The organism is Methylocaldum sp. MU1018 (assembly GCF_053646775.1).
In genome coordinates this window covers 67,159-84,766 of sequence record NZ_JBSJPA010000001.1, presented here as the reverse complement: position 1 = coordinate 84,766, position 17,608 = coordinate 67,159, and the positions used below count along the sequence as shown (strand labels likewise).

The 17,608-nt window shown below is 61.8% G+C and carries 19 protein-coding genes; 9 read left to right on the top strand and 10 right to left on the bottom strand.

The features are described from left to right. Positions 1-13: 13 nt before the first annotated feature. From ACWJKU_RS19180 to ACWJKU_RS19140, 9 genes are all read left to right on the top strand, one after another. Positions 14-2,620 (top strand): hypothetical protein, encoded by a 2,607-nt coding sequence (locus ACWJKU_RS19180; protein ID WP_454148336.1) that lies wholly within the window; start codon positions 14-16, stop codon positions 2,618-2,620. A gap of 10 nt (positions 2,621-2,630) precedes the next feature. Then, the gene (locus tag ACWJKU_RS19175; protein WP_454148334.1) at positions 2,631-3,614 is read left to right on the top strand and encodes a hypothetical protein; all 984 of its coding nucleotides are present in this window, start codon (positions 2,631-2,633) and stop codon (positions 3,612-3,614) included. A gap of 13 nt (positions 3,615-3,627) precedes the next feature. Continuing rightward, entirely contained in the window at positions 3,628-5,166 is a 1,539-nt protein-coding gene (locus ACWJKU_RS19170; RefSeq protein WP_454148332.1) for a toprim domain-containing protein, read from the top strand. After that, a complete protein-coding gene (locus ACWJKU_RS19165) occupies positions 5,126-5,563 on the top strand; it encodes a hypothetical protein (protein ID WP_226331880.1) in 438 nt (145 codons plus the stop codon). The genes ACWJKU_RS19170 and ACWJKU_RS19165 overlap by 41 nt, the downstream gene beginning before the upstream one ends. Before the next feature lie 12 nt (positions 5,564-5,575). Then, positions 5,576-8,059 carry a DNA topoisomerase 3 gene (locus ACWJKU_RS19160; RefSeq protein WP_454148330.1) on the top strand — a complete coding sequence of 828 codons (2,484 nt, stop codon included), beginning with the start codon at positions 5,576-5,578 and terminating at the stop codon, positions 8,057-8,059. 44 nt (positions 8,060-8,103) lie between these two features. After that, the gene (locus ACWJKU_RS19155; protein ID WP_454148328.1) at positions 8,104-8,241 is read left to right on the top strand and encodes a hypothetical protein; all 138 of its coding nucleotides are present in this window, start codon (positions 8,104-8,106) and stop codon (positions 8,239-8,241) included. A 2-nt stretch (positions 8,242-8,243) separates the two neighbouring features. Next, entirely contained in the window at positions 8,244-9,965 is a 1,722-nt protein-coding gene (locus tag ACWJKU_RS19150) for an ArdC family protein (protein WP_454148326.1), read from the top strand. 274 nt (positions 9,966-10,239) lie between these two features. After that, positions 10,240-10,857 carry a hypothetical protein gene (locus tag ACWJKU_RS19145; RefSeq protein WP_454148324.1) on the top strand — a complete coding sequence of 206 codons (618 nt, stop codon included), beginning with the start codon at positions 10,240-10,242 and terminating at the stop codon, positions 10,855-10,857. Between the two features lie 2 nt (positions 10,858-10,859). Further along, complete coding sequence (locus tag ACWJKU_RS19140; protein ID WP_454148322.1) at positions 10,860-11,099, top strand: hypothetical protein; 240 nt, start codon at positions 10,860-10,862, stop codon at positions 11,097-11,099. 10 nt (positions 11,100-11,109) lie between these two features. On the opposite strand, the gene ACWJKU_RS19135 is transcribed toward ACWJKU_RS19140, so the two are convergent. From ACWJKU_RS19135 to ACWJKU_RS19090, 10 genes are all read right to left on the bottom strand, one after another. Beyond that, complete coding sequence (locus ACWJKU_RS19135; protein WP_454148320.1) at positions 11,110-11,796, bottom strand: DUF5710 domain-containing protein; 687 nt, start codon at positions 11,794-11,796, stop codon at positions 11,110-11,112. A gap of 39 nt (positions 11,797-11,835) precedes the next feature. Further along, positions 11,836-12,756: a DUF6685 family protein gene (locus tag ACWJKU_RS19130; RefSeq protein WP_454148318.1), complete on the bottom strand. Its 921-nt coding sequence runs from the start codon at positions 12,754-12,756 to the stop codon at positions 11,836-11,838. A gap of 28 nt (positions 12,757-12,784) precedes the next feature. After that, entirely contained in the window at positions 12,785-13,468 is a 684-nt protein-coding gene (locus tag ACWJKU_RS19125) for a hypothetical protein (protein WP_454148316.1), read from the bottom strand. Between the two features lie 11 nt (positions 13,469-13,479). Further along, positions 13,480-15,258 (bottom strand): phosphoribosyltransferase, encoded by a 1,779-nt coding sequence (locus ACWJKU_RS19120; RefSeq protein WP_454148314.1) that lies wholly within the window; start codon positions 15,256-15,258, stop codon positions 13,480-13,482. A 12-nt stretch (positions 15,259-15,270) separates the two neighbouring features. After that, positions 15,271-15,477 carry a hypothetical protein gene (locus ACWJKU_RS19115; RefSeq protein ID WP_101530163.1) on the bottom strand — a complete coding sequence of 69 codons (207 nt, stop codon included), beginning with the start codon at positions 15,475-15,477 and terminating at the stop codon, positions 15,271-15,273. Positions 15,478-15,695: 218 nt separating this feature from the next. Continuing rightward, the gene (locus ACWJKU_RS19110) at positions 15,696-15,965 is read right to left on the bottom strand and encodes a hypothetical protein (protein ID WP_101530126.1); all 270 of its coding nucleotides are present in this window, start codon (positions 15,963-15,965) and stop codon (positions 15,696-15,698) included. Continuing rightward, entirely contained in the window at positions 15,962-16,183 is a 222-nt protein-coding gene (locus tag ACWJKU_RS19105; protein ID WP_101530127.1) for a hypothetical protein, read from the bottom strand. The genes ACWJKU_RS19110 and ACWJKU_RS19105 overlap by 4 nt, the downstream gene beginning before the upstream one ends. A gap of 6 nt (positions 16,184-16,189) precedes the next feature. Beyond that, positions 16,190-16,729, bottom strand: coding sequence for a hypothetical protein (locus ACWJKU_RS19100; RefSeq protein ID WP_454148311.1), 540 nt, complete (start codon positions 16,727-16,729; stop codon positions 16,190-16,192). Positions 16,730-16,745: 16 nt separating this feature from the next. Further along, positions 16,746-17,219 (bottom strand): hypothetical protein, encoded by a 474-nt coding sequence (locus tag ACWJKU_RS19095; protein ID WP_101530129.1) that lies wholly within the window; start codon positions 17,217-17,219, stop codon positions 16,746-16,748. Beyond that, positions 17,216-17,602 carry a hypothetical protein gene (locus ACWJKU_RS19090; protein WP_226331868.1) on the bottom strand — a complete coding sequence of 129 codons (387 nt, stop codon included), beginning with the start codon at positions 17,600-17,602 and terminating at the stop codon, positions 17,216-17,218. Before ACWJKU_RS19090 ends, ACWJKU_RS19095 begins: the two co-directional genes overlap by 4 nt. Between the last annotated feature and the right edge of the window lie 6 nt (positions 17,603-17,608).

Sequence of the window (17,608 nt, the reverse complement as noted above, 5' to 3'; positions counted from 1 at the left end):
CGATTGAGAGGAAATGATGGCTTCTATCAAAGAAACACGAGATGCAATTAAAGCCCTTCCCGGTATGACCGCACTTCATGCGGACGGGGAGTGGCGTGTCACGATCAACCTGTACCGCCTGTCCGAGCGTTATCCCGATAAGAACACGGCATGGTGCGAGGAAAAGCAGGAAGAGATGGCGTACTACACCACGGACGCGGAGGACGCCCTTGCGACAGCCAAGAAGATGTCTGAGGCGTGGGTGGCCGAAGCGCAGCGCGATGTGTCGGCAGATGCCGGGCAGGTGAACGATGCTGGCCTGACCAAGCCTCAGCAGGAGGCTCTGGACGCCTTCCGCGAAGCCAAGGGTCGCAACTGGAAGTCCGCCCTGCGGGCGAACTGGGAACGCGCCAGTTATCCGGGTGTGAGCGCCGATCATGCGGCGGCATTGCAGCAGGTGCGCAACACCCTCGGCCCCGAGTGGCTCACCAAGTACCGCGCCCCGGAGCCGGAAGCCCCGGAGCAGCGAACCATTGATCCTCTGGCAGAGCGCGACTACTTCCCCGAGCCGTCCGCCTCTTGGGAGGCTGGGCGCGAAGCCAAGACGCTCGACGATGCGAAGGAGTTGGCGGGTGTGGCGCTGGCGAAGCTGGGCCTGCCGGAGCCGACTTGGCGTCCGTCCGCTGGCAGCGTCGCCCCGTGGGAATATGCCGATGTCGAGGTGGGCGGGCGTGAGAAGCTGGTTGTCGGTGCTTCGTCCGGTGGCGTGGTGTCGGTTTCCGGCGACCCGTTCACCCCGGAGAAGCGTGAAACCAATGTGACCTTGGCGCGGGTGATGGAGGCGTTGGAGCCTCGCATCAACTCGCTGCGGGCGACCGTCACCGAAGAGGCCAAGACCGAGGTGGTCGGTGCGCTGATGAAGTCCCTTGAAGGTTGGGGGGAAACGTCGCGTCGCCACGAAAATACGCTGCTCGGCGAGCGGATCATCGTGCTGGACAAGCACGAGCGAGCCTTCTCACAGACCGTCAACAACGGCGAGCCAGCGATCCAGTTGAAGCTGCCCAGCCCGGACTTGAATGGGGTCAGCTTCATGACGCCGGAGTCGGCGAAGAAGGTGTGTGACCACCTTGCCGAACGGTGGCCCGACAGCGGCCCCTACGTGGCTCGTGATTTTCAGGATTACGCGAAGGAGAAGTACGCCGAGACGTTGAAGCTGCTGAAAAGCATCCGTGAGCGGGTCTATGACTTCCCCAACGGCTTCCGCAGTGAAGCGGAGAACATGTACGGTTGGCTGCGGCATGAGGGCTTCTCGCCTGAATGGGATACCGGAGAGCGTGACGGCAAGCACCACATGGGGATCACCATTCCGGTGCATGAGGTGCCGCAGTTGCGCATCTTCCAGAAGACCAATCCAGCCCGCTGGGGCAATCACCCAGATGTGGCGCAAGCGATGAAGGACAACCAGCGCGAGATCGAAGAGCAGTCGAAGATCAACCGCGAAAAGCTCGCCAAGTTGACTCCCGAGCAACGCGACTGGATCGAGGTCATCCACTACGAAACGCACCTGCATCTGCCGCAGGCGCTGGAACTCAACGAGCGGCTGCATGAACTGGCTGCACAGCACTTCAAGCTGGCCAACATGGATGTCAGTGAAAGCGGCTTGAGTAAGCGGCAGGAGCAGGCCCGCGAAGCGATTGAGCAGCAGATCACCGAACTGCTGGATGGCGTGCCGAACGTGAAAGGGCCGCATTTCGTCTATGACCCGCGTGGCACCACGGTGGGCGTGAAGTTTGAATCCGGGCGTGCCGACAGCATCACCGGCAGCTACAAGGTGCCCCTGAACCCTGAGCGCGTGAAGGCGCTTGGTGACGAGCCGTTCTGGGATGCGTATCCGGCCAAGACCGAGTACGTGGTGCTGACCATTGAAGAGACGGGCAATGCCGCGTTCGTTGATCTGGGCCGCGATCAGGAAGTGGCCCGCATCATCGACGAGGCGGCAGACAATATCGCCAGTCACGCCAGCATCGGTGATGCGGATTTCGCGCTGCGGGATGTGAACGGCAACCGCGTTGGCCGCGTCGAGGTCACTACGGTCACGCCGACCGGAGACGTGCCGGATGGCACCGTGCGTCTCGCCATCGAGACGGGCAACGCGGCGTTCGAGCATGACGCCAATCTGGAAGTGTCGCTTCTCCTGCGCGGAGCGGCGGAGAAAGTGCGGGACGGCGAGCATGTGTTCGCGTTGCACGACACCAACGGCAACATGGTCGGCAAGTTCGAGTACCGCGAAGAGCCGTCGCTCGCCAAGGATGGCGTCATCGACATGAACGAGGCGATGAACTCGGGTCGGGTGTATCTGGCCGAGGATGGCTGGTCTGGTATCGCGGATGGCGAGTACCGTTTCATCGTGACCGCGCCGGATTTTGAGCCGGGCTACGGTCAGGGTGAAGGCGATGTGTGGCTGGTGAATGCCAAGGGTGAGATCGCGGATGGCTACGAGTCGCCGCAGTCGGTGCGCGAGACGCTGTTCCGCGAACTGAACCGCGACGAGAAGAGCGATCTTCGTGCCGTGGTGGAGGGGCGCGTGCCGTTCGAGGAATACGAGCGCCGCTTCTCCGACGACGATCCCGAGTTGGCGTGAGGGCTTCTGCATGGGGACGCAGAAGCTCTACCAGATCAGCTTTTCCAGTGCTGATGCCAAGGTGGCGTTGAAGACCCTGATTCCGGCGATGGAGTCGGGGTTCAACGTCAATACGCACAGGGGCGATTTCTCGGTGAGCGGGGAAGATGCGGCAGCGGTTGCCGAGTTCCTTGCCGAGCGCATCAAAGCGCGGCTCGCGGCGGAAAAGCAGGCCGCCAAGGGCAAGGAGCAACCCGCTGTCGTGACCCGCGAACAGGCCCGCTTCATGGGCTTCAACACCGACACCGCCCTTGGGAAGTACACGGCCATCGTGAAGCTGGAAGAGGGCATGAGCGACCGGGACGCTCGCTCGGATGCCATCTCCCTGATGCGCGCTTCCTTCGGTGGCGTCAGCGCCGTCAGGGTGGGCGATGAAGCCCGCCTTTTGGCGGAAATCCCGGAGGGCGCATGGGAGGACAAGAACTGCTCGGGATGGGGCTGGATGGCGAAGGGGCACCTTCCCGAGCCGGGAGCCGAAAACCGGCTTGCGGGGTTCGTGCTTGTCACGCTGGAGAACACGCAGACGGCAGCGTTTGCTGACATCGGTCGTAACAGTGAAATCAAGCGCATTCTGTTGGAGGCAGCGGAGCGCGTGTGGGTCGATGGCGTTGGGGCTGGCTTTGCCCTGCATGATGCCAACGGCAATGCGGTCGGGCGGGTAGAGCGCGTTGATGGCGTGCCGCGTGAGCCGGTTGAAGTCTCGTCTGGTGCCAATGGCCGCGTTCGCGTAGAGCTTGACCTGCGTCGCGACGCCTTTCAGGGCGAGGCCGGGCCGAATGCCCAGATCGCGGCCAGCATCACCACGGCGGCTGAGAAGATTGCCGCTGCGGGTGCGGAAGGCGGGTTCCTGCTCAATGCCCCGGATGGGGATGTTCTGGGTGGCGTGTGCTTGAATCGCCTGCCGGACGCCCCGGAGCGGGCACCGGCTGCTGATGACAGCCATCTGGCGATGTAGGGAGACTGGCATCATGGCAAGCAACCTCTTCATCATCGAAGCGCCCGGCAAGCGCAAGGGCATGTCCAACATGCTCTGGCGTGCCGGGGTGCGCGATGTGGAGGTCATGGCTACCGTGGGCCACATCGGCACCAACCCGGAGGGCTTCAAGCCGCTTGCGGTCGATTCGGAGTACCGCGAGACGGCCTACCGCTTGAAGCCCGACAAGGAACGGCTGGCAGCGGAGATCGGCAAGGCCGCCAAGGCAGCAAAACGCATCTACATTGCGACCGACGATGACCAAGAGGGCGATGTGATCGCCCGCGATGTGTTGCGCTTCTGTCTGGATGAGGAAGATCGCAGCCGCGCCCTGCGAGTGCGCTTGAAGGCGCTTGCGCCGGGCGAGATTCAGGCTGCGCTTGCGGCTGCCGCCCCGTTCGATGAGTTGTCGGCAGCCCGAGGCGATGCCCGCAGGATCATCGACCGCTTGATCGGCTCGATGTCGAACGATACCGGGGCGGTTGGCCGGGTGCAGGGGTCGATGCTGCTGATGCTGCAAGAGCAGCATCCCGTGGTCGGGGTGATGACCTATACCCTGCAAGCGGCGGACGCCAAGGGCGACTGGATCGCGAAGGTGCCTGTGTTCGCCGGACAAGATGTCCCCGCCGATGCGGTGGTGGATGGCGTGGCCGAAGCCGGGCGGAGCGAGATGGCGACGCTCGCTGGCCGGGTGATGAACCACGATGAAATTCTACTCTCGGCCAGCATGGCGACTGGACAGGGTATCGGGTCGGTGGCTCGGGCGATGCAGTCGCTGTACGAGCGCGGGCAAATGACCTATCCGCGAGCGAAAGACTGCGCGATCACGCCAGATGCCTTTAGACGTTTGCAGGCCATTGCCCGGATGAATGGGGCCGGGTTTGACCCCAGCCGATTCCGGGCAATTCGGCAACCGGGCGGGGAGCACACCCACGAAGCGCCAAACGCGATGGCGCTTGATGTTCCTGTGAACCGGCGTTTTGACCTCCTATCCCTCGAAGAGCAGGTTCTGGTGCATCTGACCCGCAATCTGATTGACTGCGGCATTCCTTGCCAGTTCGAGACGCCCCGTCTTGCCGACTTGGCGGCGTTGCCTGCCGAGGTGGCGACGCTGCGCTGGCATCGTGTCATTCCGACTGGGGAGCGGCTGTGGGAGGCCGGGCCGGTCGAACCGGGCTTCCAAGCATGGACGAAGGAGCAGAGCCTGCTGCACTTCATGAGCAGGAATGAGCTTGGAAGGCCATCTACAGTTGTTACCCACGTCGAAAAGTTTTTGAGCCGCGATCTGGTCGATGAATCCTTTGAATTGACTAAGAAGGGGCGAGAGTGGAGTGCCCAGATCGGAGAGCTTTTCGGGCATCAAAATATATCCAAAATGATTGAAAACTATATCGACAACAACAAAAAGCCGCCGTCTCAAATGGTTGCCGATATGATTGAAATTTGCGGGTTGAACGCGGTGGGTTCAGCCGTCCAACAACAAGGGTTTGTTCATGATGAAGACTATGAGATTCCAGCCGGGAACCTTCCTTGAGGTCGATGATTTGGCCGGAGGCCGCAAGGTGGTGATGGTTTGCAAGGACGGCGTGACCTTTTGGGACATGCTGGACGCCAAGGAGGCAACGCCGCTGGTGATTCATCCCAGCATGAATCCGGTGGAGATCGGGACGTTCGCTCAGTTCAGCGCGGCGAAGGGGTTGCAGCGGGCAACGCGCAAGGTGATCGCCTTCCTGCGCCGTCGCCTTGATACGCGGCTGGATAGCGACCCTCTCTTCGTGATGCGGGTGCTCTGGTTCGCCGCACAGAAGGGGGCAGGCGATGCCTACGAGCCGGATGACGGGGTTCTGGATTGGGCGTGTGAGCAGGCCCAATCCCAGCAGCAGGCTGCCGCCCGCATTCACGGGTACGCCGAGAAGTTCTGCGTGGCGTAACAGGAGGGTGACATGGGCAAGATGCTGATCGTGGCCGAGAAGCCCTCGGTGGCCCGCGAAATCGCGGACGCACTGGGCGGGTTCTCGAAGGTGGAAGGGTGGTTGGAAAGCCCGTCTGCGGTGATCTCTTCGGGGATTGGACATCTGGTGGAAATCCACGCGCCGGAGGCGGCGACGGCGGGCCGCGACCTCGCGTCGCTGCCGGTGATTCCTGCTCGGTTCGAGTTGCGTCCAATTGAGAAGACGAAGGCGCAGTTCAACATGCTGAACAAGCTGATGCGCCGGGCGGATGTCGATCAGGTGGTCAATGCCTGCGACGCCGGGCGAGAAGGTGAACTCATTTTCCGCCTGATCTACGAGCACGCGGGCTGCCGCAAGCCGATGAAGCGGATGTGGTTGCAGTCGATGACTGCGGACGCGATCCGCGATGCCTACCGCTCGATGCGCTCAGGCTCCGAGTTCGACGCGCTGAGCGACGCCGCGAAGTGTCGCAGTGAGGCGGACTGGTTGGTGGGCATCAACGGCTCGCGTGGTGTGACACGGCTGCGCGAGCGGCAAACCCAGAGCTACGAAATGATGACGGCGGGTCGGGTGCAAACGCCGACGCTCGCCATCCTCGTGCATCGTGAGCAGGAGATCAAAACCTTCGTTCCGAAGGACTACTGGGAAGTCCATGCGACCTTTGGGGCGCAGGCGGGCACCTATGTCGGCAGATGGTTCAGTGCCTCGGCCCCCGTTGAGGTTGCCGATGGCGACGAGGACGCGGCAGCCGCTGGCAGTCGATTCTGGGACAGGGCACAGGCGGACGCGATTGTAGCCAAGTGCCGGGGCGTTTCGCCCAGTTCGGTCAAGGATGAATCGAAGACCACGACCAGCGCACCACCCAAGCTGTTTGATCTCACCACCTTGCAGCGTGAGGCCAACAAGAAGTTCAAGTTCTCCGCGAAGAAGACCTTGGACATCGCGCAATCGCTCTACGAGAAGCACAAGGTCACAACCTATCCGCGCACGGACTCCACGGCTCTGCCGGAGGATTACGTGGAAAAGGCGAAGGAGGTGTTGGGCACCTTCGGCGGCTCTCCGTATGCCGAGCACGCCGGGCGGGTGATCGGCAATGGCTGGGTTCGTCAGGAGAAGCGCATCTTCGACAACTCGAAGATCAGCGACCACTTCGCCATCATCCCGACCGGCACGCGGCCCAGCGGGCTGGATGAAGCCGAGGCGAAGATTTACGACATGGTGGTGCGCCGCTTCATTGCGGCGTTCCATCCGGCAGCCGAATACAACCTGACAACCCGTGTCACCGTGGTGGCGGGGGAGTCGTTCAAGTCGAGCGGCAAGGTGCTCGTCAAGATCGGATGGCTTGAGGTGTACGGGCAGCAGGCGGGCGACGACAAGACGCCTGCGCTCTGCGCGGTTGCGCCCGGCGAGGCCGTGCGTACCGACAGCGTGGAAGCCAAGGCAATGCAGACGAAGCCGCCTGCCCGTTTCACGGAAGAATCGCTGCTGGGTGCGATGGAAGGCGCGGGCAAGCTGGTCGATGACGACGAATTGCGTGATGCGATGAAGGAGCGCGGGCTGGGTACGCCCGCCACGCGGGCCTCCATCATCGAGGGCTTGCTGAGCGACAAGGATTCGCAGGGGCGACGCAAGGAGCCTTATGCCGTGCGCGAAGGCAAGGCGCAGCATCTGGTGCCAACGCAGAAGGGGATGGGCCTCATCCAGTTCCTCGACTCCAACGGGATCGAGTCGCTGACTTCCCCGAGGATGACGGGCGAGTGGGAGCAGAAGCTACGGCAGATCGAGAAGGGTCAGTACCGGCGCGAAGCCTTCATGGCAGAGATCGCCGCCATGACCCGGAACATCATCGACGTGATCCGCCAGAAGGCAGGCGAGATGCCCGCACCGCAAGAGCGCATCCTTGCGGTGCCGTGCCCGAAGTGCGGCAGCGACGTGCTGTCCAATCAGCGCACCTTCGAGTGCAAGACCGGCTGCGGCTTCAAGTTCTGGCGCGAGATCGCTGGCCGTGACTTGTCCGACGCAGAGGCCGAGCGGCTGTTCCGCGACGGGGAGATCAAGCAGCTTGACGGCTTCGTGAGCAAGTCCAAGCGCAAGTTCTCTGCGGGTTTGAAGATGAACGCGGAGCACAAGGCCGAGTTCGTCTTCGAGGACAAGCCTGCCAGTGGCGGCGGAGCCGGTCAGGCGTCCGGGCAATCCGCGCCCGACCTTGGCGTGCCGTGCCCGAAGTGCGGCGGGACGGTGCGCGTGCGCGGCGGCGATTATCCCCAGTATGTGTGCGACAACGGCGACTTCAAGCTATGGAAGGTGATTGCGGGGCGACCGCTGTCGGACTCGGAGGCGGCGACCTTGATCCGGCAGGGGGAGCTTCCTGCTGTGCATGGCTTCGTGAGCACCCGGACAAAGAGCAAGTTCGGCGCGGGCCTGCGCCTGTCGCCGGACAAGGCCAAGGTCGATTTCGTGTTTGAACCGAGATAGCAGCAGGAAGAAGCTGCGGACATTGAAAGGTAATAGGAGCTTGTATGCGCGAAGAAGACATTGAAGCCGTGGTGGAGTCAGGCGAGCGTTTGCCCACGGAGATGTGGGAGCCGGGGATGCCGGACACCATCATGCAATCGCCGGTATTTGACGGCGAGAAGATCGTCGATCAGGGGGATTGAGTATGGCTGCGCGTGAGGATTTCCGTCAGCGCCTGACCAATGCGCTGATCGAGAGCATCGAAGAGAATGATGGCCTGCCGTGGGAGAGTGGTTGGGACAACATGGCGACCCGGCCCTTCAACCCCGGCACGGGAATCAAGTACAAGGGCGGCAACGTCCTTAACCTGCTGCTGGAGCAGATCAAGCGTGGCTCTGATGATCCGCGCTGGATGACGCTCAAGCAGGCGAACGATGCAGGCTACAGCGTCCGCAAGGGCGCGAAGGCGGCCTACGTCGAATACTGGGACTGGGGCCAGCCGCAAGCATCGCGCAAGGCGGAGGTTGACGAGCAGGGCAAGCCCTTGCCTCGCGTCGAGGCGGACGAGGCTGCGGAGGAAGAGCAGGAGCAGCAGCGCCGCAAGCCCCGAGTGTTCTTCGCGACGGTATTCAACGGCAGCGACATTGTTGGTCTGCCGGAGATCAAGCGGGAAATCGGCTGGCAGCCGAACGAATTGGCCGAGAAGCTGATCGCCGCGACGGGTGCGGAGATCGAGCACACGGCGGTCAGCCGCGCAGGCTTCGGCGTGGTGGAGAACGCGGCCTACTACACCCACGGGCAGGACAAGATCGTCGTACCGCCACGCGAGAGCTTCAAGAGCGAGGGCGACTACTACGCCACCGTGCTGCATGAGCTTGCCCATTGGACGGGGCATCACTCGCGCTTGGCCCGGCGTGCGCCCGACGAGAAGCGCCCGTTCGGTTCGCCGGAGTATGCGCAGGAGGAACTGCGGGCGGAGATCGCCTCGATGTTCCTCACCTCTATGGTCGGCGTGGAGGGGCGCATCCAGAATCACGCGAAGTACACCGGAAGCTGGCTGGAGGTGCTCAAGGGCGACAAGCATGAAATTTTCCGGGCCGCTCGCGACGCCGAGAAGATCGTGGATCACATCTTCGAGTATGCGCCCGAGTTGCGCGAGGTTGTCGAAGCCCGCATGGCCGACAACCTGCTGCCGAAGGAGCCGCCGAAGCGCAAGCTCGACAGCGGGATCAGCAAGGACTTGCCGAACTTCATTCCACCGGAGGCGAAGGCTCAGGTGCGAACTGGTCGTGACGATCCGCGCTGGGCGGCGTTCGACCAGACCGTGCGTGGTGAGGCACGCAAGTTCGGTGTGGATGAAGCGGTAGTGGACAAGGCGCTGGGCCTGATCGAGCCGCAATTCACCGAGGTGATGAACGCGGCGAAGAAGAACGGCTACACGGCTGACGACATGAATACCATGCTGGCCCGGAGCATCGTCGATGAGATGCGGACGGCGGATGTCCGGCAGCAGCAGTGGGAGCGGTTCTGCGATCAGGTGCGGCAGGCAGGGGCCGACTTGTACCCGGTGGAGCAGATCGAGCTGGCATTGCAGGAACTGGGTGGCCGCTATCAGCAGTTGATTGCGAAGAGCACGCAGGAGGGTTGGACGAAGCAGCAGACCGATACCGAAATCCGCTCCATGATCTTCGGCGAAGAGGGGCGGCGTCCTATCACCGGGGAGTACGTCAAGGCGTTCATCGAAAGCAGCCCGGCAGCGCAACAGGTGGCGGCCAGTGCCGATAGTGATGACGACTTCGTGCTCACGCCACTGGGTCTTTCGGACGCAATGCCGGAGGATTCGGGAGCGGTGTCCGATGAGCATATCAAGGGCGCTGAGCGATACATCATGGATGATGCCGAAATACAGGACATTAACACCCCGTAACAAGCGATAGTCAGAAATCATTGACGACAAATTTCTGATGTGGGACTATCGAGGGGTGGCGGCAGTTCGGGTCTTTCCCTCCTCGTTACCGCCGCTCCCCCGGTCGCCTCAGCACCCAGCCCAGATAGGTTCCTCCCTCTATCTCCCCCGGCGACCGGGGGATTTTTTTGCCTGCCGCAAACGCATATAGCCACTGGTTATTACAGATGGTGGCCGCGTTCGTTTGGTCGTATGATTGTGCAAATAGCCTAAACTGCATTTTCAGGAGGCCGCAATGGCGCAATCAGCGGGCAGCCCCGGCGACCGGCTGCTCAACTGGAAGCTCGCACACTGGCCCCCAAAGGGCATGAAGAAGTGCGGCGAGCTTCCGATCTACATTGGCGATCACGAGTCGGTCACGGCGTTCGCGCTGTCGCTTGGCGAGGTGATGGCCGCCGTGTCCGACCATATCTTCGACGAGTGTCGCGGGAAAACGCCGCGCTGGATGGCTGTGCCCAAGGTGGTGTTCGGCGTGGTGCGCCTGAACTTGGCCAAGGCACCGGCCAAGGCATCAAGGCGCTTTACGGAGTTGTCTGATCTGGTGAAGCGGTGCGGCAACTTTTCCGATGAGGACAAGCGAAAGCTGGAAGATTGGTTCCAACGCAATCCGCAGGGCGAGTTGGTCGCACACAAGCCGTTTGTGGACATGCGGGCCTATGTTTTCACGCGGGGCGAAGCCAGACCGAAGCGCCTTCGCTTCTATGAGTCTGGCCTTGTTCTGGCCCCTGCGGAGGGGCTGGAGCTTATCGTGCAGGATCACCGCGAGACGATCCGCTCGAAGCGGAGTGATGCTTTCTCAGCACCGATGGCGCGGAGTTCGCGAGGCTGGGACGTGTTTCCAGCGGGAGGGTAGAGATGATTTGCTTTGTCACTGACATCCAGCACGACCGGGAACCGGACATTCTCGGGCCTGTGCGCAACATGATGCTGACGGTGCGCGATCTGGATGGGGCGGAGATTGCGGCGGTTGCCGCGCCGGATGGCGGCTGGACGCATCCGGCCCTCGTGCTGACGGCGCAGGAACTGGCGGGCAAGACCGATGGTGGCGCTGACGCCTTCATTGGCGGGCGCTGGGTGGGTAGTACCGAGATTTGAGCGAAGGGGATTAGGCTCGCTTCATATAAGCGAACATATCGACGCCATACGAACAGGTGCCACTGCATGAAAAAGGTTCATTTATGAAGTGCAGGGTGATCTGGGCCGCCGCTGCTGCATCTAATGGATAGAATGTGCCATCTGGCTCTTCGTACATTTCAAAGTCACCTTGTTTCATACCACAGTGTTCGCAGTGATTCATCCAGTAAGAAGTTTGCATAGTCTTACTGAAATCAAGTTTGTAGTGATGGGAATAGACCTGCATATAGTTTATGACCCGCTCCGGGAGCGCGGAAACATAATAAACGATGGTTGGGAAGTCACTCGTCACCCAATGGCTTGATGCTGGGCTATCAAGCCATTCTTGGAACTGAGCTTCTGTATAAACATCGTTTTGGCCGAAACCAGCATCTTCTTCATCAACTGGCTCTAGTGTTTCGTGGCCAGCAGGTAGGGCGATGCCGCAGACTTTAGTTATTCCCCCGCATTTCCAGCAGGCTTTGCTACTGACAGCGACAAAGTAATTGTCGGATTTAATATTGCTGCGGTGTTCGAGTGATTTGGGTAGCCATCTCTGGAAAGATTTTGGGTCAACGCCATCAGGGATATACCAAACCTTGCTCGCCGTATCCCAGCGAGCACCACATCGTTTAGCTTCGTCCTTTTCGTCAAAAGGAACTTGCAAGTCAATGCGCATGAAGTTTATTCACCTCCAATGGCAAGCGGTTGCTTTGGATTATTGAACAATGCCGCTAATGGTCTGCCGTGCTGCCAGTTCGCGCAGGTACAGGCCGAGGTCGAAGAACCCGGCCTCGTGCAGTGCGGCGGCCACCTTCATCGAGCGTGCGTCTGCTCTGGGAAGAAGGATGGCGCGACTGTCCCGGTACGGGCGCGGCAGATACTGCCACAGGTAGGATGCCCGGAAGCTCTGCATAGCATCGTGGAAGCCGAGCGTGGCTTTCGGGATGTCTGCCATCACGAACATCTCGTAGTCGCGCTGGAGGCTCGCTACGGCCATCTCGTTGATGGCGTAGGTGCGCAGCTTGCCGCGCAGCGGAACCGGCGCACCGATTCGAGAAGCGATGTAACGGGCTGCGGCGAAGTGGTGTGAGCCACCGCTGTTGATGAGGAACACCCGGCCATCCCACAGGTAACGGGCGAAGAAGTCGGACGGGTAGTCGCGATGCAGGATGCGAATCTCGCTCCATGCGAGGTTTTCGCGCAGCTTGTCGGCGGTGATCGGCTCGATCATGTTCCGCGAGTTGGTTTCCACCATGCGGTCGAGGGTGTCGAAGTCCTTTAGTTCGGACTTCGAGGCCGAGAGGCCCGTGACATCTTGGATGTCGCATTCCCAGTCTTCCGTAACCTCGCAGGAGCCGAAGTTGGCGAACTCTTCCCGCTTGACGTAGAAGCTGCTGTAAGTCCCCCCGACATGACGCCAGCCCATCACTTCGCCGCGAGCACGGCGCGGCCAGTGATTGAACGGCGTTTCACCCCATTCATGCCACCGTGCCACGCTTTCGGACGCGATGTCGCGGGGCGGCTCGCCGAGCGTGGCGGAGAGGTCGTGGTGGGCGTCGAGCAGCGCGTAGAGCGATGCAGGCCGCCCGAAATCTTCTTGGATGGCGTTGATGATGGTCTTGAGCAGCGGCGGCATGTTGTTCTCCCTTTGAGGCTGCTGAGGGTCAGGCAATGGCGACATCCAGCGGGAACCAGCGAGCCGCATGGCGGTGTTTGCGCTTCATCAGGTCGCGGAGGGTTCGGCTGGGCCAGTAATGTGACTCCCTGCTGTAATGGCGGCGCTCGTCATGCTCACGCAGGAACGCGGACGCTTCGGATGGGCGCAGGCCAGCGGCTATCAGGTGACGCCGGATGCGGCGGCGTGACAGCACCGGGCGCTCGTCGAGCAGGTAGTCGAGGTTGGTGATGGTGGCATTGTCCGGGAGTTGTGGTCGCAACCAGCCGGGGATCGGGCCTTGTGTCGATAGGTTGCAGACAAGGGGAGGGCGGGTTGTGTCGATCCAATCCACCCGGAATGCTTCACCGTAGAAGCCCATGCCGGTTCCCAAGTCGTGACTGACGTAGTGGTGCCCGTCGCAGATGATGGAGTTGCCAGAGAACTGATCCAGAAGCTCAAGCCAGAAGGCGCGGTGGCGCTCCACGAGCGTGAGTTTTTGGGACTCGATCTCGTCGTCGGTCGTGTCCTCTGCGCCGAAGGCCATGACCTGCTTCCAGCCAGCCTCGGAATCGGAAGGGGTGAATCCATCGTGGTAGCGCAGAGGATTGGCGGTCAGGCAATGCCGGGCCTGTAGCGTGTTCTCGTTCAAGTGGAATTCGACGGACAGGCGAGAGGTGACAGCGGAGAGCATGGTGTGCGTCCTTATGAGTCCAAGGCGCATTCGTCGCCCTCGGCTGCGGGTGCCGGGCCGGGCGTGCGACGAAGCTGTTTGTCAAGGTGTCGGCGAGCATGGCGCACGCTCTTTTCGAGTGTCTGCGCCTCGGGCGATGCCGCGATGGCGTCCGTGATGCGTTGGGCGTAGGCCAAAGGCGGCTCGTCTGAAAACACGGTCGCGAGCAATGCACGCGGATCGACGCCTTCGGCATGGGCCTTCTGCTCGATCTCGGCGCGGATCGCCGGGAGAGTGTCCCCGCAGCCCCAGAATGCGTCGTGAGCGTGGTCGAATGCCCGTTGGGCGCGGCTGATCTGGGCTTCGCGGTAACGGTCGAAGCCCGTCAGTGTGAGGGCGGGGTCTTGCGGGCCAGCATCTGCTTGGCCCACAGGCCATCCTGCTGCATCTCTTGCCGCAGCGATGCGAGTTCTGATGGCGTCAACCGAGGCGGCTGCCCGGAGGTGCCCTGCTTCGGCTTGGGTGAGTTGGTCGATGCCATATCCGAATTCTTCCTTCCAGTAGTGATTCATCGCGTCACCATGCTTGGCCCGGATGCGGTCGAGCATGTTTTGGGACGCGGGGAGGTTGACTGCGCCCTCGTGGGCGGTCATGACGGCAGCGCCGGGGACGTGGCCCCCGCGATTGACGATGTAGCCGCGCAGTGCCGCCACAGTGCCGCCCATCGCGAGCGTGTCGTCCACGATGAAATACAACCGGCCCGGCTCAACCTCGCCGTCGAAGGTTGGGCTGAACGCGAGCCGGTGATCGGCGGTAGAACCCGTGCGATGCACCCGCTCCACCTGACAGATGCCGTATTCCACCTCGACGCCAAGGCGGTGAGCGAGGACTTCGGCCATCATCAGCGGAATCTTGTTGCGTCCGCTGGCTTCTTCGGCCAGCACGGGCGTGATACGCACGTCGCGCCGGTCGCCGAGCAGGCGGCGCACTCCCTCGACTGTCTCGTCGGTCAGCACTCGATCCACCATCGCGAGGGCTGCTTCTCGATCCCCTGCCTTCGCCGCGAGGTATTCCGGCTCCCTCTCCAAAGACTTGAGATCGGCATTGCGGACTACCGCAGGGAAGTCGCCCCAGTCGGCTCGCTCCGCCTGTCGGTGCTGGCCTTCCTTGACCCTGCTGAACTGGGCATGGTCGCTCTTGGGGAAGGTTTGCTGGATGCGCACGCCCTTGCGGATGCCCTCGGCGACATCGAGGGCGGCTTCGCGCAGTTCGTGCAGCGTCAGCGGGCCATCGGCCAGCCCGGTGACGCGCAGCGCCTTCTGAAAGCTGGCTCGAACCTTGTCCCAGCACCTGCCGAAGAACGAGCGTTCTTCCTCCGCGACGAAGGCGAATACTTCCTCGGCCTGATGGAGCGGTGACTTGTCGGCATAGTCGCGCTTGACCCGGTGCCAGACGTGGCTCAGGGACGGTTCTGCTTCCGTTTCCAGAACATCATGCAGGAGACGACGCTTTTCAGCAGGCTTGAAGGTGTTGAGGCCGTAGTGCCCGAGCAACTCGTGGCGCAAGGCTCGCCGGACGGCCCCTTCGTCACCCATATTGGAAGCTGCAAGGGCAAAGAGATGCCGGGCGGGGTGGTAGGCTCCGTCGATGCGGAAGCCGATGGCTTCTCGGGATGCTCGTGGGCCATAGATGTCCTCCTGCTTTTCCTGAATCACTGGGGTGACAGGGATGTTGCCGTTGTATTCGGCAAGGAAGTCATCCACCAGTTTCTGCACTGCCTCAACTGTGAGGCCATGTTGTTGCTTCTCCATCGTCTGCGTGTCCTATTGCTTCGGCGCAGGCCGATCCGAACGGCCCGACAGCAGATTCGCCCTGTCGAGCCAGTATTGCGCTTTGGCGTAGCACTCGTCCGCCTTCGCTGTGTCACCCGCTTCGCGTGCAGCGTTGCCATCGGCAAGCCAGCGGCTGCCGTGTGTCTCGGCATCAAGGATGCGCTCCCGGAGTGGCTTGCGAGGCGCTTTAGCGGCCATCGTCAGCCTCGGCAGGCCGGACATCGGCTTGGTGTATCCAGAAGCTATCGGCGGGGCAGACACAGATGCCGAATGTGCCGTGGTAGTCAGCTTGCACGGTGCGGATGTAGTCCAACTCTGCCTCAGTGGTGAAGAAGGTTGCGGCAGGGAATGCCCCGGTACGGGTCGGATACACAGTGCTCGCAGTGCGGCGCATGACTTCTCGCATGGTTTGCGTCCTACGCGAAGCCGGGCGGGAATGCGCCCCGCTCCGCCGCTTCGATGTCGAAGCGGATGTTGTCGAGGATGGGTTGCATGGGTTGCTCGAACTCAGTGCCGCGAATCTCGGCTGAGAGGCGGTCGAGCATGGCACGAGCCGCCTCCGGGCTGTTGCCCGGCACCATGACGCAAAGCTCGCCTCGGGTGCGCAGGATGTCGAGGAAATTGACTTCACCGCGCTCGATCTGCTCGGCCAGTACGGCACCGTCCGGCTTCTTGTCGGCGTTCATGCGCTGGCCTCCGATTCGACCGTGATGACATCAATCGCTTCCAGCGCGACACCGCCAGTCCGGCCTTCGATCTTGACCACGGGAGCGCCGTGACCAAGTTCCCAAGCCTCGCTGCGGGTCTTGGAGGTGATGAACTCCTTGTCACCAATGATCGGGTGATACCGGACAGGTGTTCCCACAGGAAAGCGTTGATTCCATTCGGCGGCAGTGATGTCCATGTCCGCTTACTCCTTCTTGGTGGTGGTTTCGTTGATCGCCTTGCCCACATTCTTCGCGGTGCGCTGGATGGTCTTCACGATGGTGCGGACATCGTTCGCGCAGGTGATGTAGGTGGCTCCGGCCTCGGGACGAAGAATCAGATCGTGACCACCGACCTCTTTACGATAGGTGCCAGCGGCGTCCGGGGTGATCCCCGCGATCTTGGCAACGGTGTCGATGGACTCGCCGGAGAAGAGAGCACCGTACTCGTTGAAATCGCCATCGGCATTCATGCCGCGATGAATGGAGATTTTCGTGACCGGGCGACCGAAAAGCTCAACCGGGTTCGGTACGGTGTATTCCGCATCAGACAGAGGGGATGCTTGCACGATAGACAGGCCGCCCAGCGTCTTGATGAGGGTGGCGACTTCTTCCGGGTCGGCCCCCTGTTCGCAGGTCAGAACCTTCTCCAGCTTGGCTTTGGCGACGGCAGGAGAATCGCTCGCCTGTGCTGCGGCAGCGAGTGCGAGAGCGGCGATGGCGACGGCAAGTTGCTTGATTTTCATGTGATGTCCTTCTGGGTTATTCGGTTTCGCGGGAGCCGCTGACCGTGCAGGTAATGTCGGTCAGCGAGGGACGGCTGCCTTGCTCTGCCATCAGGCTGCCGATCTTCGTCTTGCGCTGACCGTTGAGCTTGGCGGCCTTGACGGCTGCGGCCTTGGGAGCCGCCACCGATGCGGTGTAGCTCGCGCCCATTTCGCCGTCCGGGTCGATATAGATCGTGATCGACTGGACGGGCAGTCCGAAGACAGCAAACCCCTTGGGCGGCACAAGCTCCCACTGCCCGGCATCGTTGCTGGGGAGTAGAGGGCGCAGGGCCGGGTTATCCGGGTTGATCTGCTGACGGCATTCCAGTCCGGCCTGCACGATGGGCGCGGCGATCTTCCACTGCGTCGGGTTGGCTACAGCATCATTGTCGAGCAGCGGGACGGGCATCTGCGCCATTGCAGAGGCGCAGGCCAGTGCTGCGACAGCGAACGCGGCGAGCTTCTTCATTGGGATACTCCTTCGTTGCCGTGTGTCCGGGCGTCGTTGAATCGAGAGGCCATCTCGGGATGGCGGTCGAGGAACTCGCCGAGCGTGAAGCAGGTTTTCTCTCGGCCTTCGGAGATCAGCACGTCAAGCGGCTTGCCGAGCAGAGCCACCGCAGTCTCGGCGGTAATGGGGCGCTCGTCGATTCGATCACCGTTCTCGTCGAGCTTGTCGAGAATCAGCATGGCAGGGTCATCCCAGCCCAACGGTGAGGCGGGGATACGGTTCCACTCTTGCTCCCACTCGGCTTGCGTTTCCCAGCCAGCACCGCCCAGCGACACGAAACCGTTTTTTTCCGTGTCGGCGAAGGTGATGGCGATGCACCATACAGTTTTTTCGGCGTCCATTTCGAT

Excerpts from the sequence above, each read along its gene's own strand:
- ACWJKU_RS19180 (WP_454148336.1), top strand. The coding sequence starts at position 14 with ATGATGGCTTCTATCAAAGAAACACGAGATGCAATTAAAGCCCTTCCC.
- ACWJKU_RS19175 (WP_454148334.1), top strand. The coding sequence starts at position 2,631 with ATGGGGACGCAGAAGCTCTACCAGATCAGCTTTTCCAGTGCTGATGCC.
- ACWJKU_RS19170 (WP_454148332.1), top strand. The coding sequence starts at position 3,628 with ATGGCAAGCAACCTCTTCATCATCGAAGCGCCCGGCAAGCGCAAGGGC.
- ACWJKU_RS19165 (WP_226331880.1), top strand. The coding sequence starts at position 5,126 with ATGATGAAGACTATGAGATTCCAGCCGGGAACCTTCCTTGAGGTCGAT.
- ACWJKU_RS19160 (WP_454148330.1), top strand. The coding sequence starts at position 5,576 with ATGGGCAAGATGCTGATCGTGGCCGAGAAGCCCTCGGTGGCCCGCGAA.
- ACWJKU_RS19155 (WP_454148328.1), top strand. The coding sequence starts at position 8,104 with ATGCGCGAAGAAGACATTGAAGCCGTGGTGGAGTCAGGCGAGCGTTTG.
- ACWJKU_RS19150 (WP_454148326.1), top strand. The coding sequence starts at position 8,244 with ATGGCTGCGCGTGAGGATTTCCGTCAGCGCCTGACCAATGCGCTGATC.
- ACWJKU_RS19145 (WP_454148324.1), top strand. The coding sequence starts at position 10,240 with ATGGCGCAATCAGCGGGCAGCCCCGGCGACCGGCTGCTCAACTGGAAG.
- ACWJKU_RS19140 (WP_454148322.1), top strand. The coding sequence starts at position 10,860 with ATGATTTGCTTTGTCACTGACATCCAGCACGACCGGGAACCGGACATT.
- ACWJKU_RS19135 (WP_454148320.1), bottom strand. The coding sequence starts at position 11,796 with ATGCGCATTGACTTGCAAGTTCCTTTTGACGAAAAGGACGAAGCTAAA.
- ACWJKU_RS19130 (WP_454148318.1), bottom strand. The coding sequence starts at position 12,756 with ATGCCGCCGCTGCTCAAGACCATCATCAACGCCATCCAAGAAGATTTC.
- ACWJKU_RS19125 (WP_454148316.1), bottom strand. The coding sequence starts at position 13,468 with ATGCTCTCCGCTGTCACCTCTCGCCTGTCCGTCGAATTCCACTTGAAC.
- ACWJKU_RS19120 (WP_454148314.1), bottom strand. The coding sequence starts at position 15,258 with ATGGAGAAGCAACAACATGGCCTCACAGTTGAGGCAGTGCAGAAACTG.
- ACWJKU_RS19115 (WP_101530163.1), bottom strand. The coding sequence starts at position 15,477 with ATGGCCGCTAAAGCGCCTCGCAAGCCACTCCGGGAGCGCATCCTTGAT.
- ACWJKU_RS19110 (WP_101530126.1), bottom strand. The coding sequence starts at position 15,965 with ATGAACGCCGACAAGAAGCCGGACGGTGCCGTACTGGCCGAGCAGATC.
- ACWJKU_RS19105 (WP_101530127.1), bottom strand. The coding sequence starts at position 16,183 with ATGGACATCACTGCCGCCGAATGGAATCAACGCTTTCCTGTGGGAACA.
- ACWJKU_RS19100 (WP_454148311.1), bottom strand. The coding sequence starts at position 16,729 with ATGAAAATCAAGCAACTTGCCGTCGCCATCGCCGCTCTCGCACTCGCT.
- ACWJKU_RS19095 (WP_101530129.1), bottom strand. The coding sequence starts at position 17,219 with ATGAAGAAGCTCGCCGCGTTCGCTGTCGCAGCACTGGCCTGCGCCTCT.
- ACWJKU_RS19090 (WP_226331868.1), bottom strand. The coding sequence starts at position 17,602 with ATGGACGCCGAAAAAACTGTATGGTGCATCGCCATCACCTTCGCCGAC.